Below are 16,877 nucleotides of genomic sequence, written 5' to 3'. Positions count from 1 at the left end.
ATATTAACCTATACTATTTATCTATTAAACACGATTAATATGAAAGGAAATAACAATTTTAACAGTTTAGATCTAGAACTTTCACAATTGGCAAAATGTTTATCTCATCCTGCAAGGATCCAAATTATAGCCATACTCTCAAGACATAAGGATAGAACCTGCAAGGAAATTGTGGCCGAGTTACCCTTGTCTCAATCTACCGTTTCTAAACATTTAAAAGATTTGCTTGAAGAAAATCTAATATGTAGAAAATTAAGTGGTACTCAATCTTTATATATGCTAGAATGGAATAAACTAGAGCGCGTTTTTACCATTTTTGAACGTTTTAATAAAAAAACGATGATTCACCGTCCAAAAAGAAATTGTTGTTAAAATAAATCAAACTAATTTTTAACATCAATTCACAAGCAACCCTTCCAGTAATTTGGGTTAAAAACATATTTTTATCTTCTTTATTTCACTTCTTTGGACAAACGAATGTTAAGTGCTTTTATTTGTTGCGCAGCAATTTTAGCAATTTCTGTGGCTCCTTTTACAGACAGATGCGTATTATCCTCAATTCCTTTTGGGATATAGCTATTTTCTCCTGGGGCAAAGTGCAGATGTAATTCTTTTGATTTTTCTACTCCATAGGATTCTTCCAGAAGTTCTGCATAATATTGCATGTCGATAAAAGGGACTTTGTATTCCTGAGCGACTAGCCTTAATTCTTGCGTGTAATCACCATGTGAGTCAATCAAAACACCTTGCTCGTTGAAGTTTCTTCGGGTTATGGAAGAAAATAAGATAGGGGTCGCTCCTTTTTTCCTGGTTTCTTCTACAAAAAGAATCAAATTGTGTCTGTAGCTTGTGTGCGGATTGGTATAACGAGTTGGGTCGGTTACTTTGCCATCGTTGTGGCCAAATTGTATAAAGACATAATCTCCTTTTTTAAGTGAATTATATACAGCATCCCATAATTTTAAATCAATGAAACTGCGCGTGCTTCGACCATTGACGGCGCGGTTGTCAATCACCACATTATCTGAAAAAAAAGTGGGTAGCATTTGTCCCCATCCTCTTTCGGGGTTTTGTTCAGGTGCTACTTTGTTGGCCATAGTCGAATCGCCAATGGTATAAATCGTCGTTTTTTGTGCCCAACCGCTTAGGGTGATACAGGCAATTAGTAGGAAGTACTTTTTCATTTTAATCTTATTTTACAGAGGTTGGAATACTGGCTTTTTCTCCAATAGTGACTTCGTTCAGCACAACATTTTCAGCGTTTTGACTTGAAATACCATTTTTAGCCCATTGGATATGAATGTTATTAAAGAAAATATCTTTTATTTTTAAATCCGGATAACCTTGAATTACAATGCCGGTTTGTGTGGCTTTGTTGCAAAGGATATTCGAAAAATTGATGTTGCTAATGCTTGAAGCATAACCACTGCCTTCGCCGTGGTAGTTGGAAGTGATATGCAAGGCGTCTTCTACCTCGTCAAGTTGTAGATTGTTTACAAAAACATCTTTGATATAGCCACCACGATCGGCATTGGTTTTTAGGTAAATGCCTCTTTTGAGGTAGCCAGTTGTCTTGCAATTTTCTACAAAAATGTTTTGAATTCCAGCCGACATCTCGCTGCCCAGCACAACACCATGAAGTCCCTTAAAGTTGGAATTTCGGATGACAATGTTCTGGCTTGGGGTGGCGCTATTGGCTCTTCCTTCGTGGTCTCTTCCTGATTTTATGGCTATATTATCATCGGCATTATCAAAAGAAATGTTTTCGATTAGGACATCGCTCGAATATTCGGGGTCGATGCCGTCGTTATTGTTATTGAATGCTTTGTATTTTAAATCACGAATTGTAATGCTTTTACTTTTTAACAAATGAATGCACCAAAATGGTGAATCTTCTATTTGAACATTTTCGATAAGAATATTTTTGGAGTCGATGAATTGAATGAGTTGTGGTCTTAGGTAATGTCCTTCTCCAAAAACTCGCTCTTTGATGGGAACATTTTGATGATTCATTTCTCTACTCAAAAGCTGGTCTTTCTTTTCGAGCGGTTTCCATTTTATCCAAGTGTTTTTGGCTTCTCCATCGATAGTTCCGTTTCCGGTGATGGCGATGTTTTCTAATCCATTTCCATAAATCAAGGGACTGTAATTGTATAACATTGTGCCTTCCCAGCTGGTCAAAACCAGCGGATAATCTTTTGGATTAGAACCAAATCTGATTTTGGCACCGTCTTCTAAATGCAAGCGAACATTACTCACAAAATGAAGCGGCCCTTGTAACGTATAGACACCTTTTGGGACAAGGATAGTTCCACCGTTTTTCTTTTTACAAAGCGCCATTGCTTTATCAAAAGCGGGCTTTGAATTGCTTATCGAATCTCCTTTGGCTCCCAATGCGGTTACTTTTATGGTGAATGAAGGAATGTTGGGTAACACGATACGATTTAGGATAGTATTGACTTTTTCTGTGGGAAAAGGCGCGTTTTGTGCCCAACTACTTAGGCTGATGCAGACAAAGAATAATAGGTATTTTTTCATTTTTGGTGGCATTTATTATTTTGTTTTAAAGGCTGAAACCAAGAGTACAATTTCTTGGCTGCTAGCCCCGATTGCTTCGCCAGTTCGCTATCGCTCGGGTGTAGTGGAAATCCTTTTGTGCTGGTCCCGAAACTTCGGGATGGCACAAAAGATTAGAACAGATAGCGGGACTTTGTTTCCTTAAATTCCCATTGTTACTGCTCCTAAAAATTAATTATTTAGAGGTTAGGTACCAATTTTTGATTTTGTCATTAAGAATTGTTTCGATGGTGTACTTTTTAGCTTCATTTTTGGTGAGTTGATGCGACCACGGGACTCTTTTTTGCGGTTGAAAGCCTACGCCAGAACAGTTGTATTCGGCATAAAAGCTGGTTTTTTCGGCTTCGGGTTTTGACCAATTGTGCCATCCTTGCGGGAGAATATGGGCATCCATCGTGCAATCGATAAAAACGGTTTTCGCATAGATGCGCCAAGGTCTGCCCAAATAGACTTCTTTGACACTAGCGTCTGCCGTGAGTGTGCAATTTTTGAAAACGTAGCCAAAAGTGCTGTCTTGAGGTGTAGAAGCTGCAGTGATATAGGAATTTTTTTTGCTGTGCAGCGTACAGTTTTCGAACAAAACCGTGGCATCGCCAAAAATAAAATCGGTGGTGCCCTCGATGTAGCAATTTTTGAAATAGTTTTTGGTTCTCTCGCCTGAGGTGTAGAGCGTGTCTTGATTGCCTAAGAGATTGCAGTTTTCAATTTTTACCCGATTGGCATTGACATTGAGCGCAACTGCTTGTCCGACTTCGCCCGAACTATTTTCGATGGTTAAATTTTGAACCATACAATCGTTTCCTTCTATTAAAACGGTGTAGGTGTGAAAGGTGCTGTTTCGCCCTATGTTCATTTTTTTGAAGTGGTCGTCAAAAGTGATAATCGTGTTTTCTTTGCTTTCGCCAATGAGGGAAATTTTGGTGTTCCAAGCGTGGATTTTTACTTTTTCGTAGTATTTTCCGTTTTTGACATAAATCACAATGCGTTGGTCGAGATAGGAACGAGCCGCATTTATAGCGTCTTGAATCTTGGTGAAATTGCCAGATCCTTTAGCATCTACCACAAAATAATTTTCATTGGTTTGTACTTCTACCTTTACTACTGTACTCGTATTTGGGATCTCGCTGGAGCTTTGAGCCAGAATATTTATATTAGAAACAAAAATACAAACCATAACATTTATAATTCTTTGCATGTACCTCATTTCAAAAAGCATTATAAAAGATTAATATGATGAACTTACTTATTCAACTCTAAAGCAGCTAAAATAAAAGGCCCAGTTGCTTTTGGGTCGTTGTCTTTTTTCTTTTCGTTTACATAGTACTCAAAAGAGCCATCTCGGTAAGGGTTTCCACCAAGTCCAGCCACTGCACAGGCTTGAGTGATGATTACTTCGCCATTTGAGCCAATTTTAACCAATTTTCCTGTAAGACCATTAAAGGCTTTTTGAGCGATTTTTTTGTATTTTTTAGGCAAATATCCCTTATTTGCTCCTTTTGCAAAAGCATAACTAAACATGGCTGTTCCAGAGGCTTCTAAGTAATTTCCGCCTTGATTTCCCTTATCTGTAACTTGATACCAAAGTCCTGATTCATCTTGAAAAGGAACCAATGCTGAGGCCAATTGGTTCAAATAACTTACTAATTCTTTATGTTTTGTATGATTTTTGGGCATATAATCTAAGACATCAACCAATGCCATAGCATACCAACCCAAGGAGCGTGACCAAAAATTTGTAGATGTTCCAGTCGTTTTATTGGCCCAAGGCATTTGTTTGCTTTCGTCCCAAGCATGATAAAGCAATCCGGTTTTATGATCGCGGTCATTTTTTTGAATGAGTTCAAATTGTTTAGCGATGTCATCTAGACTTTTTCCATTTTCAAAAGTCATGGTGTATTGGATATAAAAAGGCTCTCCCATATACAATCCGTCCAACCACATTTGGTTAGGATATATTTTTTTGTGCCAAAATCCACCACTAACTGTTCTAGGTTGTTCTTCGATTTGTTTTCTAAGCGTTTGCAATGCTTTTAGATACTTTTCCTCTTTGGTTTTGGCATAAACATCAAACAATAATCTACCAGCTACTACCATATCAATATTGTACGAATCAAATTTGTAGCTATCAATAGTTCCATCGTTTTGGATGAGTTTGTCTACATACGATTTTATGTATTCGGTATACTTTGGGTTGGGATGTTTTTTATTCAATTCTTCCATTGCAGTCAAAACCAATCCGTGAACATAATCCCATTTTGGAGAAGTCGCATGATCTATCATATACGATTCTTGGTGTTGTAGCATTACGGTAGCTGCCATGCGCTCTGACCATTTTAGTTTTGGAGAAATGATTTGCGCATTCATAATACTAGCTTCGCATACTGCTAGAACAATTATTAAAAGGTTGATAAAACTATTTTTTCTCATGATTAAATTGTTCTTAATGATTAAATTTTGCCTTTTTTGTTGAGTTCGATTAGTTTTTCGTCCAAGTATTTTATAAAAGCTTCTTTATTTTTAATTCCGTCTTTTTCCTGCTCCCAAACACCTAAAAAGTAAAAGGATACGGTTTGGTTTGACGGTTTGAAAACTAAAAGATGATCAAATTCTGCATTTACTTCAGATTCTATTGTACTCACTTCGTAGAAAATGGCCATTCCTAACTGATCTGGAACAAGAGATTGTTTACCATAAGTAGCTAAATAAGCCCATCTTTTGTTTTGACTTACTTTTTTGAAGACTTCCGTGTTCTTTTGCTTTACTATTCCGGTACAAATTCCACTTATTGCTTTAGAAGCTTTAATGGTGTGCTGGGTATGACGTTGATCTGAAGCAATAGTTAACTGAGAAGTGAAATCAATTTTTTCTCCCGCTGTTTTCCAACCATAGTAATTGATTTTTACCGCTGATGATTTGGATTTATTCTCCACCTTTGCTAGGGTAGAATCAACTTCATAAAAGTGTAATCTTTCGTTGTTTAGATATCGATCTATGGATCCTATACCGATACCTTTACCCGCTTTTAAAATATCTGAACCCCAATCACTCATTTCGTGATAGGAGTCAAAACCATCTTGACCAACTTGAGGTAAAACGATAGCATCTGTTTTTTTTCCAAAAATATCAATGGCATTTCTCCAATCTAGATACAAACGGTATCCAATTTTGTTGCTTTCCCAGCCCGGGCCTTCGTAACGTATATCAAACGAATGATCTGTATGTTCTGGAGCAAGTTTTAACTTTTGAACGTTTTTAAACGTACCACCAATGTATTTTCGACCTTCCCATTTTCCGCCTTCTTTCACAGATATTTCAGCGTAGGTTTTTTTATTATTTTGAGACTTTTGTGCCAGTGTAACAAGAGAACTCAACAAAAAAACACCTAGTATTAATTTTATATTTTTCATAATTGTCTTTAACTAAAAAAATGATGAAATGTAAGAGAAAAAGGAGCTTGATACAAAAATCAAACCCCTTTTTTAACAAACTCAAAAAAAAAATTATTGAACCAAAACTTCATTATAATTAGTAAGCAGGATTTTGAGGATAGTTGGTACTTCTATTTAAATCTAAAACCGATTGAGGTATTGGTCTTAAAATTTTTAAATTCCCATTTTTTCCATTAAAAACAGCAGCACTAGTTATTTTTGGATTGTGTAAAATAGTTCTAGCTATAAGAGTACCAGTACGTTTTAAGTCAAACCATCTGTGATATTCTCCTAGTAGTTCACGACCTCTTTCATCTAAAATTGTATTGATATCTATTGTTGTAAGTACTGGAATAACTCCTGCAGTTCCCCCTCCAGCTCTCCTTCTTACCTCATTAAGACGTTGTAATGCTGTTCCGGGATTACCCGCTTTTAAATACGCTTCGGCAGCAACTAAATACGTTTCACCTAAACGAGAAATAATAAAATCACGAGTGCTCACTCTAGTATTTGTTGCAGTTCCAAAAGGAGCCGTAGGGTCATCAAACTTTCTTACCGGTATTGTCGCATAATCAGCACTTACATTTGATGATGATGCAAATGTCCCCCAATTATGATATCTAAAAGTCGCGGCATTTTGATATCTAGAAGCATTAGCTGTTTTCCATGCTGCTCTGTCTGTAAGTGTAAACCAACTTGGTTCGTAAAAATCGGTTATTTTTAAATTAGTTCTATCAGCCACCTCATAAAAAGCATAATATCTTGTATAAATTTCAGTCATAAAAGATCCTTCCCATCTACGATCACCTCTTTCAAATAATGACAATGCATAGGTTGTAGGTAATAAAGTATAACTCCTATTAGGATATGGATTACCTGTAGCAGCTGGACCTAAATAAGGTCCGAAATAATATCCTTGTGAATTTCCTAATGTTGTAATTCCAGTTGAATTTGCTAAAGGTGAAAATTGAACAGAGAAAATAGTTTCAGCATTCATTTCATTACCTGGGCGAACAACGTTATCAAATGAAACATTAAGCTGTTGTCCATTGATTACTTGATCAGCTAATGTTGCAGCTGTTTGAAAATCATTTGATGCAGCAAACGTTTCATAACCTCTTGTCAAATATACTTTTGCTAATAAGTTTTGTACTGCTCTACGATTAACTCTTCCTGTGTATCCGCCAGTAGCTACTGCAGGCAAAGCCTCTGTTAAATCTTTTAAAATTTGAGTGTACACTTGTTCAGCAGAGTTTCTATCAAATGATTGAACTGGGCTTTTAAAATAGTCAAGAACAAGAGGTACACCACCATAGGTTTGAACTAATAAAAAATAAGCATTAGCACGTAAGAACTTTAACTCACCTACTCTAGCATTCAAATTTGTGCTAGGAGCTGTAAGTGGCGCAAAATGTAAACCTGTATTCGCCTGCTGAATTGCAGCATAACAAGTTCTGTATAATTGATCCACTCCATCTGATGTTGAGTCTAAGTTAGCATATTTACTCAATCCATCTGGCTCCATGTTCCTTCCTTCAGAATATAAATCGGTACCTGCTTCAAACAACCAAGGATTACCCCCATAAATATCTTTGAGCATGAAGTAATTCGTATTGACTAAGGCTTCAAAACCAGGAGCGGTCAAGTAATACTCATCTGGATTTCCTAAAGATTTATTATCTTCCTCAATAAATGAAGAACAAGAATTCATTGACAATGCTAGAATCCCAATTATTACTATAATTTTTTTCATTTTGATTTAATTTAGAATTTTAAACTTACTCCCATTTGAATAGTAGTAGATGCTACACGGTTGATTGCTAGTCCAGCAGTAGCCCACTCAGGATCATACCCTTCATATTTTGTAAATACAAATGGATTTAAAACATTGACATACAATCTTAAATATTTAACTTTCAATTTTTCTAATAATTGATCATCAAAACTGTACCCTACAGAAATGTTTTGAATTTTAACGAAGGATGCATCCTTATAAAAAGCAATATCATTATTATTGTAATAAACACCCGCAGCACGTGGTAAAGGATTCGTATTAGAAAATTGTTGAGGAACTCCCGCACCATTTGCAGGTACATACCAATCTTGAAGATCTAGTTTTTGACGTCCACGATCATTCACATCGGCAAAATTGTTATGAAAATCACTAAACACTGTCATTCCTTGATTTGCTATCAAAGCCATTCCAAAATCAAATTGATGTACTTTTAATGAAGTAGAGAAACTTCCTGTCCATTTAGGATCAAAATTACCTAAAATTGCTCTATCATTGTTTCCATCTATCCTTCCATCATTATTCAAATCTTTTACGCGTGCTTCTCCTGGTAATTGATTGTAAATAGCAGCCTGAGCTCTTTCACTTTCTTGCCAAACGCCATCAAATACAAAGTTGTAATACGAATTAATGTTTTCACCAATGAATAAATTATTCCCCACATCACTCACTTCTTTCTGGTTGTAGATTGAAACTAATATATTTACGTTTTTAGTAAAAGTAAAACTGGTCTCCCAAGTAACATTTTTTGTTTGGATATTTTTAGTAGAAAGTGCAACCTCAAGACCTTTATTACTAACCGATCCTACATTTGAAGTAATGATAGGAATACCCATTTCTAGCGGAAGTGCTTGTTGAAACAACAAATCATCTGATAATCTATCATACACATCTACACTACCAGATATTCTATTATTAAAAAATCCAAAATCCAAACCAAAATTAGTTTCTCTTGTTCGCTCCCACGTAAGTTCAGGGTTTCCTAAGCTTGAAGGAATAAACCCATTACTAAGCGTGGTGCTATTGTAATCATAAAAAGTTGAATTTCTTAATACACTTAAACTAGAGTACGGTGTAACATTGTCATTACCTGTAAATCCTAAACTAGCTCTTAATTTTAAGTTACTCACAAAAGAAACATCCTTTAAAAAACTTTCTTCATTTACTTTCCAGCCAACTGCAACAGATGGGAAAGTTGCCCATTTATTCCCTTTAGCTAACACTGAGGAACCATCGGCTCGTATAGTACCCGTAAATAAATACCTTCCTTTGAACGTATAATTTAACCTTGCAGCATAAGACTCCAGCGTGTTTTTAAAGAAATTAGAACGAATCGCATAGGTGTTTTGTGGTCCTGATCCTAAATTGTAAAAGTCAGTATCAAATGGGTTTTCACGTGATGATAAAAAAGAAGTCTCGGTTGTATTACTGTACAAACTTTGTAATCCTAAGAAATTGATTATATGATCGTTTTTTAGGGTATAATTGATATTGAATTGGTTATCCCAAGTGTAATTAAAATTTTCAAGATTATTGATCTCTCCCGAAAGTAAGTTTCTGTTTGCTATTCCTATGTTAGTCAATGGTCCAAAAGCTTTACCACGTCTTGAATCTAATTTACCTGCTGAAAATGTCGTTTTAAAAGTTAACCAGCTATTTGCTTTATACTCAGCAAAAACATTACCTATAGTAGTCCAGTTCACACGTTCATCAGTAGAATTTTCAATTTCAAGCAATGGATTTATAGAACCTGTTTTATTTATTGCTAAGTTACCGTTAGGGTATCTCAAAGTTCCTGGCTGTAACGCCAATATTCCAACAACCTCATTACCAGCAGCATCAATTGCCCAAGGTGAAGAAAATGGATTTTGTCTAAAAGCCTCTTGCATAGCCGTTGGGCTACCTAATTGCTCATCTGTTTTAGACAAAGTTAAATTCACTCCTAGTCCAAATTTACTATTAACCTGATGATTTAATCCTGCTTTGAAGGTGTATTTATCTATACTTTCATTTTGAACGTTTCCTGTTTCGCGCTGCTGTCCAATTGCTAAATTATAAGCCATCCCAGATTCACCTCTTCCTGAAACTGATAAATAATTATTTTGGGTCATTGCGCCTCTTAAAACTGCATCTGTCCAATCAAAAGTTTGGTTTCTTGCTACTCTTTGCAATAAAACATTATTTGTACCACTAGCGCCAACATTATTACTCAACATGGCTGGTGTAATACTAGCATAGTTGGTTACCGTTGATGAAAGGGATGTAGGCAAAAATGCAGCTTGATGGTAGCTCCACCATTTTTCTCCACTCATAAACTCTGGTAATCGTGCCACTTGCTTATTACCGTAAGACGTCTCATAAGATACATTTATTCCTGATTTTGCGCTTGCGCCACCTTTAGTAGTAACAATAATTACGCCGCTAGCTCCTCTTGAACCATAAATAGCAGCAGACGAAGCATCTTTTAACACATCCATACGTGCAATATCTTGCGGGTTTAAAAAATCCATATTGTCCGAAGGAACACCATCAATAACAAACAAAGGTCTTGATCCATCTTGATTAATAGAATTTGTTCCACGAATAACCACATTAAAACCATCCCCTAATCTACCTGAGTTTGATGTTACTTGAACTCCTGCAATTCCACCCTGAATAGCTTCTAGCGGGTTTGTTACATTTCTTTCAGTAATTTTAGCCGAAGATAAGGTATTTACAGCCCCCGTTAAATCTGTTTTTTTCACAGTTCCGTAACCCACTACAACTACTTCTTTCAAAGATTGAGATTCCTCTACTAGAGCAACTTTTATTGTTTTCTTACCTGTTACATTTACTTCTTGAGAAACAAAACCTACAAAACTGATTTGTAATACTGCTTTTTCATTTGTCAATTTTATAGTAAAATTACCAGAGAAATCAGTGCTTGCTGTATTACGCGTTCCTTTTTCAACCACATTTACTCCTGGCAATGTCAATCCTGCAGCATCAGTAATAGTTCCTGTAACAGAGGAAGGTTGCTGAGCCTTCATCTCCTGAACCGTAAACAAGCTCAGTAAAAAGAAAAAGGCAACATAACATGCAGAGCCTTTTTTTAATAAATGTCTGAAATTCATAATTTAATAATTTGGTTAGTTAGTATAATAAAATTTAATTTTTTGTTGGTGCTTCTACTTTTACACCATTAATAAAAGTATTGGACAACTTAAGCCCTACCAGATTTTCTATAGAGAAAGCTTCTTTAACCTTGATGATTTTTACATTTTTTAAAGTCACGTTTCTTATAGGAGATTGTTCATAACCCTTAGCAAGAATTCCATACATTCCGCCGTTTTTAACGGTTATATTTTCTAAATGTATATTTTGAATTTGGGGTATAAAAGTGCCTGGTTTAGCGCCATAGACTTCATAAAACATATTCAGTTTTAAAACCGCTTCTTTAACCTGACCTACTTTTAAATTTCTAACAAAAACATTCTCTATTAACCCTCCTCTATTTGAATTGGTTTTAATTCGGATTGCTCTGTCTAAATTTGGACTGTCCATCACACAATTTTCAACAAAAACATTACTCACTCCTCCAGATATTTCACTACCTATCACAACACCGCCGTGACCGTCAATCATCTTGCAGTTTTGAACAATAATATTTTGACTTTTCATAGCCACGCGTCTACCATCAGCATCTCTTCCTGATTTTATTGCAATACAATCATCTCCTGTATTAAAAAGACAATTCTTAATTAATACATTTTTAGAATATTCAGGATCACAACCATCATTATTAGGTCCGTGACTCTCAACAGTAATTCCATCTATGGTAACATTTACTGATTTTATAGGATGCACTATCCAGAAAGGAGCATTTATAATTTTCACATCTTTCAATAACACATTTTTACAATCAAAAAACTCTACGAAATTTGGTCGCAAATAATGGCCTTCGCCAAAAGTACGCTCTTCAACAGGCACTCTTTTTTCAGCCAAATCAATCAGTCGCAGACGGTTTAGAGGATCGTTTTGATTAGGTTTTCCTTCTTCCCATCCATATTCTTTTTTAGAACACCACCACCACCAATTTTCATTATTAGCTTGACCATTTAAAACTCCTTTACCCGTCACGGCTACGTTCTTTTTTTGATATGCATAAATTAAGGGAGAATAATTCATTAATTCAGTTCCTTCCCAAGAGGTATGCACCAGCGGATACTCTTTTGGGTTTGAACTAAAAACTATTTCTGCACCTTGCTCTAAATGTAGGTTTACATTATCCTCAAGATGAATAGGTCCCGTTAAAAACTTTCCCGCAGGGACAATCACTTTTCCACCACCATTTTTTGCACAAGCGTTTATTGCTTTTTTAAAAGCCTCACCTGCGTTCATCACTCCTCCAGATTGAGCTCCAAAATCTGTAATACTGTAATTTTTATTTGGAAATTGAGGAGCTTTGATACTATCTATTACTAAAGCCATTTTTTTCCATGGATTAACACCTACAGCTTCTTTTGTCTTATTTGTAGAACAAGAAAGAAATACTATACCCAATAAAGTGATAGATAAGAAAAAACGAACTGTATAAAAGTGTTTTACTGCCATTTTATTTTAAAAATTTAAAAATCAAGGGTGTTTTCCAAGGATTGCAATCAAGTAATGCAATCGATTACACAAACGTATATATTTATTTTCAATTTACCAAAATTAATTTCATAAAAATACTAGTACTATAAAAAAAAGATTGTTTTTATATAGTTAATGTAATATATTGCCATTTATTCTGCATAATAAACATCTATTTTTGGTAAAAAAGTATGCTATTAATAGTTTATACAATCGATAACATAGCTGTATTATTAACAAAAAAGTATTAGTTTTACAACATCAATATAAACTACTGATTCCCAATGAGTGAGAAAACAACAATTTACGATATCGCTAAAGAGCTCAACATATCAGCAGCAACTGTATCAAGAGCGCTAAATAAAAACCCAAAAATTAGTGAGTCCACCATTAAGCTTGTTCTTGATACTGCCGAAAAAATGAACTACAAGCAAAACCGACTTGCTCTAGCTTTGCGCAGTGGAAAAAGCGGAAATATTGGTGTAATTGTTCCTCGTATCAATACTAATTTTTTTGGTTCTGTTATTCGTGGTATCGAAGAAGAACTTCACCCTAATAAATACAACGTAATCATTTGTCAAACTCATGAAGATGAGAATAGAGAAATTGAAAACATAAACACCTTACTTGATGCACAAGTAGATGGTATAATGATTTCTATTACAAACGAATCAAAGAAAAATGAAAAAATAATTCATAGGGTTTTAGAAAAAAATGTTCCGCTAATCTTTTTTGATAGAAAGAAAAATATTGATGGCGTAAGCTCCATCACTATTGATGATTTTAAAGCGGGTTATATGGCTACCAAACATTTAATAGAGCAAGGCTGTACGAAAATTGCACATTTGAGTGGTGATCAATCTCTTGAAATTTATGAAAATCGTTTTAAAGGATATCAAAAAGCATTACTAGACCATGGATTTCCATTTATAGAGGAATATGTTATTCGTTCTAAAAGTAATTTAGAGGAAGGTGCACTAGTAACCAAAACATTATTACAACTGGATACGCCACCAGACGCTATATTTTCGGCGAGTGATTTTGCTGCATTAGGAGCCATACAAGAGTTAAAAAGTCAAGGTTATACTTTGCCAAAAGATTTTTGTGTGGTGGGTTTTGGAAACGAACCTTTTACAAAATTCATGGAACTTTCGATCACAACTATAGATCAATCCCCTCAAGAAATGGGTAAAATGGCTGCAAAAGTATTTTTAGAACAAATGAATACTTCAGATAATGTTAAAATTGAAAAAAAGATTGTTCTCAATCCAATATTACACATCAGAAAATCATCCTTAAGAAATCCAGAATAAAAAACGGGTATTGCTGTTGAGCAACACCCGTTTTTAATTAATTCTATTTAGTATTCAATTAAAAATACTTAAAAAAATTTAATACTTTGATTTACAAGGAAACGCCTCTTTTCCAAGGTATAAAATCATTTTGATTCAATACGGCTGCTTTCGTTTTAATTTCACCACTTGCCACTTGGATAATAAATTCCAACATTTCATCAGCCATTTCATCAATTGTTTTTTCACCAGTTATAATACCTCCAGTATCAATATCAATAATATCAGACATCTTTTGCGCTAAGTCAGTATTAGAAGAAATTTTTACAACTGGTGCAATAGGATTCCCCGTTGGCGTTCCTAAACCTGTGGTAAAAAGAACCATATTAGCTCCAGAACCAACCATAGCAGTAGTGCATTCAACATCGTTTCCGGGAGTGCAAAGTAAATTCAAACCTGGTTTTGTAATATATTCTCCATAATCAGAAACGCCAACAATAGGTGAAGTTCCACCTTTTTTGGCTGCTCCTGCTGATTTCATAGCATCTGTAATCAAACCATCTTTAATATTACCAGGTGACGGATTCATATCAAATCCTGAGCCTGCATCAACTACTGTTTTTTCGTACCATTTCATTAGTTCCAAAAATCGAACGCCAGCTTCATCATCAACACAACGGTTCACTAATTCTTGTTCTACTCCACACAATTCTGGAAACTCTGAGAGTATGGTAGTAGCTCCAAGAGCCGTCAACAAATCTGAGGTAACACCTAAAGTTGGATTTGCTGATATACCTGAAAAACCATCAGATCCACCGCATTCTAAACCAATAGAAAGTTTAGACAAAGGAGCTGGTTTTCTTTCCAATTCATTGGCTTTTTTAATCGCTTCAAAAGTGTCTTTAACAACGCTACTCAACATAGCTTCAATAGTACCTATTTGTTGCTGATCATAAATCAAAACAGGTTTTGTACTCGTAGGATTTATTTCGTGTAGCGCATCTTTAAAAATTTGGATTTGTAAATTTTGACACCCTAAACTTAAAACAGTTGCACCAGCAACATTAGGATTATTGACATAACCAGCTAATAATTTAGCTAAACTATGTGAATCTTGACGAATACCACCGCAACCACCCTGATGAGTTATAAATTTCACTTCAATATTTTGAAACAAATCTGAATTTTGTGTCTTTGAAATCGTTTCGTTTTCCCCGTTTTCAGCACTTACTAATGACCTCAATAACAATTGATAATCATTCTCTTTAGGCTTCATGAGTTCTTTTTCAAAAATATCTTTTAAGATTTCAATATTTCTGTTTTCACAAAAAACAAGCGGAAAAAAAAGCCACACATTTTCGGTCCCTACTTGACCGTCTTCTCTATGGTACCCATTAAAAGTTCGGTTTTTCCATTTATCAATATTAGGAACTTCCCAACCAATAGTTTCTGTTTTTCCAGATACAGCATCACTTTCATGCTTTACATTATCAGTAGAGAGTAATCCACCTTTTTCTATAAATGCACTCGCTTTACCAACTAAAACTCCGTACATGATGATTCTATCCCCTAAATTTAAATCATTTAAGGCAATTTTATGCTTCATTTTTACTGCAGCAGTAATGTTAATTGTATCATTTTCAAAATTGATATTTTCACCAGCTGTAAGATTAACTAATGCAACTGCTACATTATCTGATGGGTTTACTTTTATTAATTTCTTTTGCATAATAAAAAATGTAATTCGTTGATGAAGTTATTTTTTTTGACTGAAATTAGCATAGCCCTTTTCAATCCCATTTTTTTCAATTTCCGTCAATGCTAACACTAAATCATGGGATAATCCATTAATTGCATTTAAATCTTGCCCCCAAAAACCAATATTTGAAAGCGTTTTCTGAACTACTTCCTCTAAACTATTTGTTTTCCAAATCTCATCAAAAAAAGTTATAATTTCGGGATTGTCATCAAGGGGCAGTTTTTCTCCGTTCCAAGTTCCTTGATAAAACCTAATGAGACAAGCAAAAGAGAATGTAAGATTTGTTGGTGTTTTATCAAACTTTTTAACATATTCCACAATACTTGGCAACACTCTAACTTTAAATTTATCAATAGAATTGAGCGCAATACTTGATAAATTATGTTTTATGAATGGATTTCTAAAACGGTCTAAAATGTCCTCTGCAAAAAGATCAAGTTCTACCTTGTCCATTGCTATTGTTTCATTTATTTCTTTAAAAATAGCATCATTGACAAAAGATCCTGTAAAAATATGATCTACAGTTTGTTTTACAGTTTCATTACCAAATAGCAATGAAAATGGAACCATTGCAGTATGAGCACCATTTAAAATACGAACTTTTCTCGTTCTATACGGTTGCATATCATCTACAATTTTCACATCTAAACTGGTTTTATAAAAAGGTAATTTGGCTCTTAAAGCGTCACCACCTTCAATAACCCACAGAAAAAAGGTTTCAGCAGTTACAATTAAATTGTCGGTGTACTCTAATTGATTGTTGTATTCCTCAATTTCAGTTCTTGGATAACCAGGTACAATCCTATCAACTAGCGTATTATGAAAACTATTATTTTGGTTTACCCAATCTATAAAATCAGTGCCTAAATTCCAATCATTACTGTATTTGATAATGAATTCCTTAAGCGTATCTGCATTATTATTAATTAATTCACATGGAATAATACACAACCCTTTAGTAGGATCGCCGTTAAAAATCTTAAATCTTTCGTATAAAAGAAGTGTTAACTTAGCGGGATAAGAACTAGGTGGTTGCATTGTAGGAGTGTCTGATGAGACATAAGCAATTCCAGACTCAGTAGTATTAGAAATCACAAATTGAAGCTCCTTTTCTTTGGCTAAAGCCAAAAAATCCTGAAAGTTTACATATGGATTAATCCCTGTAACCAAGTTTGTAATTAATTTTTTTTCTTGGATTTCTTGTCCTTTAGTTAATCCTTTCAAGAATAGCGTATACAAACCATCTTGATTGTTAAGCATGTCGACTATACCATTCTCTATGGGTTGAACAACTGCAATTCCTGCATTAAATTCTAAAGAATCATTAAGCACTTGAAAAGCATAATCAACAAAAGCTCTTAAAAAATTACCTTCGCCAAATTGCACCACTTTTATAGGATTTAAGACCTCTAGGT

General features: G+C 34.8%; 12 protein-coding genes. 2 read left to right on the top strand and 10 right to left on the bottom strand.

Features of this window, described 5'->3' with window-relative positions; genetic code table 11:
• On the top strand, positions 1 to 372 hold a 372-nt coding region (locus FPG59_RS07515), incomplete at its 5' end, for a helix-turn-helix transcriptional regulator (protein ID WP_217875851.1).
• An 80-nt stretch (positions 373 to 452) separates the two neighbouring features.
• Here the strand turns inward: FPG59_RS07515 and FPG59_RS07510 are convergent.
• From FPG59_RS07510 to FPG59_RS07475, 8 genes are all read right to left on the bottom strand, one after another.
• A complete protein-coding gene (locus FPG59_RS07510) occupies positions 453 to 1,184 on the bottom strand; it encodes a rhamnogalacturonan acetylesterase (RefSeq protein WP_086454007.1) in 732 nt (243 codons plus the stop codon).
• A gap of 7 nt (positions 1,185 to 1,191) precedes the next feature.
• Complete coding sequence (locus FPG59_RS07505) at positions 1,192 to 2,538, bottom strand: glycoside hydrolase family 28 protein (protein WP_086454010.1); 1,347 nt, start codon at positions 2,536 to 2,538, stop codon at positions 1,192 to 1,194.
• Between the two features lie 214 nt (positions 2,539 to 2,752).
• The gene (locus FPG59_RS07500; RefSeq protein ID WP_254906665.1) at positions 2,753 to 3,772 is read right to left on the bottom strand and encodes a pectinesterase family protein; all 1,020 of its coding nucleotides are present in this window, start codon (positions 3,770 to 3,772) and stop codon (positions 2,753 to 2,755) included.
• Positions 3,773 to 3,816: 44 nt separating this feature from the next.
• Entirely contained in the window at positions 3,817 to 5,004 is a 1,188-nt protein-coding gene (locus tag FPG59_RS07495) for a glycoside hydrolase family 105 protein (RefSeq protein WP_086454005.1), read from the bottom strand.
• Positions 5,005 to 5,024: 20 nt separating this feature from the next.
• Positions 5,025 to 5,984 carry a DUF4861 family protein gene (locus tag FPG59_RS07490; protein ID WP_086454004.1) on the bottom strand — a complete coding sequence of 320 codons (960 nt, stop codon included), beginning with the start codon at positions 5,982 to 5,984 and terminating at the stop codon, positions 5,025 to 5,027.
• A gap of 118 nt (positions 5,985 to 6,102) precedes the next feature.
• Positions 6,103 to 7,758 (bottom strand): RagB/SusD family nutrient uptake outer membrane protein, encoded by a 1,656-nt coding sequence (locus tag FPG59_RS07485; RefSeq protein ID WP_086454003.1) that lies wholly within the window; start codon positions 7,756 to 7,758, stop codon positions 6,103 to 6,105.
• Between the two features lie 11 nt (positions 7,759 to 7,769).
• Positions 7,770 to 10,910: a TonB-dependent receptor gene (locus tag FPG59_RS07480; RefSeq protein WP_086454002.1), complete on the bottom strand. Its 3,141-nt coding sequence runs from the start codon at positions 10,908 to 10,910 to the stop codon at positions 7,770 to 7,772.
• Positions 10,911 to 10,944: 34 nt separating this feature from the next.
• Positions 10,945 to 12,390 carry a glycoside hydrolase family 28 protein gene (locus tag FPG59_RS07475; RefSeq protein WP_086454001.1) on the bottom strand — a complete coding sequence of 482 codons (1,446 nt, stop codon included), beginning with the start codon at positions 12,388 to 12,390 and terminating at the stop codon, positions 10,945 to 10,947.
• 305 nt (positions 12,391 to 12,695) lie between these two features.
• Between FPG59_RS07475 and FPG59_RS07470 the strand changes: the two genes are divergently transcribed.
• Positions 12,696 to 13,724 carry a LacI family DNA-binding transcriptional regulator gene (locus FPG59_RS07470; protein WP_086454000.1) on the top strand — a complete coding sequence of 343 codons (1,029 nt, stop codon included), beginning with the start codon at positions 12,696 to 12,698 and terminating at the stop codon, positions 13,722 to 13,724.
• 91 nt (positions 13,725 to 13,815) lie between these two features.
• On the opposite strand, the gene FPG59_RS07465 is transcribed toward FPG59_RS07470, so the two are convergent.
• Both FPG59_RS07465 and FPG59_RS07460 read right to left on the bottom strand, forming a co-directional pair.
• Positions 13,816 to 15,432 (bottom strand): UxaA family hydrolase, encoded by a 1,617-nt coding sequence (locus tag FPG59_RS07465; RefSeq protein ID WP_086453999.1) that lies wholly within the window; start codon positions 15,430 to 15,432, stop codon positions 13,816 to 13,818.
• A 27-nt stretch (positions 15,433 to 15,459) separates the two neighbouring features.
• Complete coding sequence (locus FPG59_RS07460) at positions 15,460 to 16,857, bottom strand: tagaturonate reductase (protein WP_086454009.1); 1,398 nt, start codon at positions 16,855 to 16,857, stop codon at positions 15,460 to 15,462.
• Between the last annotated feature and the right edge of the window lie 20 nt (positions 16,858 to 16,877).

This window comes from Flavobacterium sp. FPG59 (assembly GCF_002150205.1).
Lineage (GTDB): Bacteria > Bacteroidota > Bacteroidia > Flavobacteriales > Flavobacteriaceae > Flavobacterium.
The sequence above is the reverse complement of the archived record's forward strand: the minus strand, read 5'-3'. Positions and strand labels throughout refer to the sequence as shown.

Coding starts and splice junctions, on each gene's coding strand:
- FPG59_RS07510 (WP_086454007.1), bottom strand. CDS start 1,184: ATGAAAAAGTACTTCCTACTAATTGCCTGTATCACCCTAAGCGGTTGG.
- FPG59_RS07505 (WP_086454010.1), bottom strand. CDS start 2,538: ATGAAAAAATACCTATTATTCTTTGTCTGCATCAGCCTAAGTAGTTGG.
- FPG59_RS07500 (WP_254906665.1), bottom strand. CDS start 3,772: ATGCAAAGAATTATAAATGTTATGGTTTGTATTTTTGTTTCTAATATA.
- FPG59_RS07495 (WP_086454005.1), bottom strand. CDS start 5,004: ATGAGAAAAAATAGTTTTATCAACCTTTTAATAATTGTTCTAGCAGTA.
- FPG59_RS07490 (WP_086454004.1), bottom strand. CDS start 5,984: ATGAAAAATATAAAATTAATACTAGGTGTTTTTTTGTTGAGTTCTCTT.
- FPG59_RS07485 (WP_086454003.1), bottom strand. CDS start 7,758: ATGAAAAAAATTATAGTAATAATTGGGATTCTAGCATTGTCAATGAAT.
- FPG59_RS07480 (WP_086454002.1), bottom strand. CDS start 10,910: ATGAATTTCAGACATTTATTAAAAAAAGGCTCTGCATGTTATGTTGCC.
- FPG59_RS07475 (WP_086454001.1), bottom strand. CDS start 12,390: ATGGCAGTAAAACACTTTTATACAGTTCGTTTTTTCTTATCTATCACT.
- FPG59_RS07470 (WP_086454000.1), top strand. CDS start 12,696: ATGAGTGAGAAAACAACAATTTACGATATCGCTAAAGAGCTCAACATA.
- FPG59_RS07465 (WP_086453999.1), bottom strand. CDS start 15,432: ATGCAAAAGAAATTAATAAAAGTAAACCCATCAGATAATGTAGCAGTT.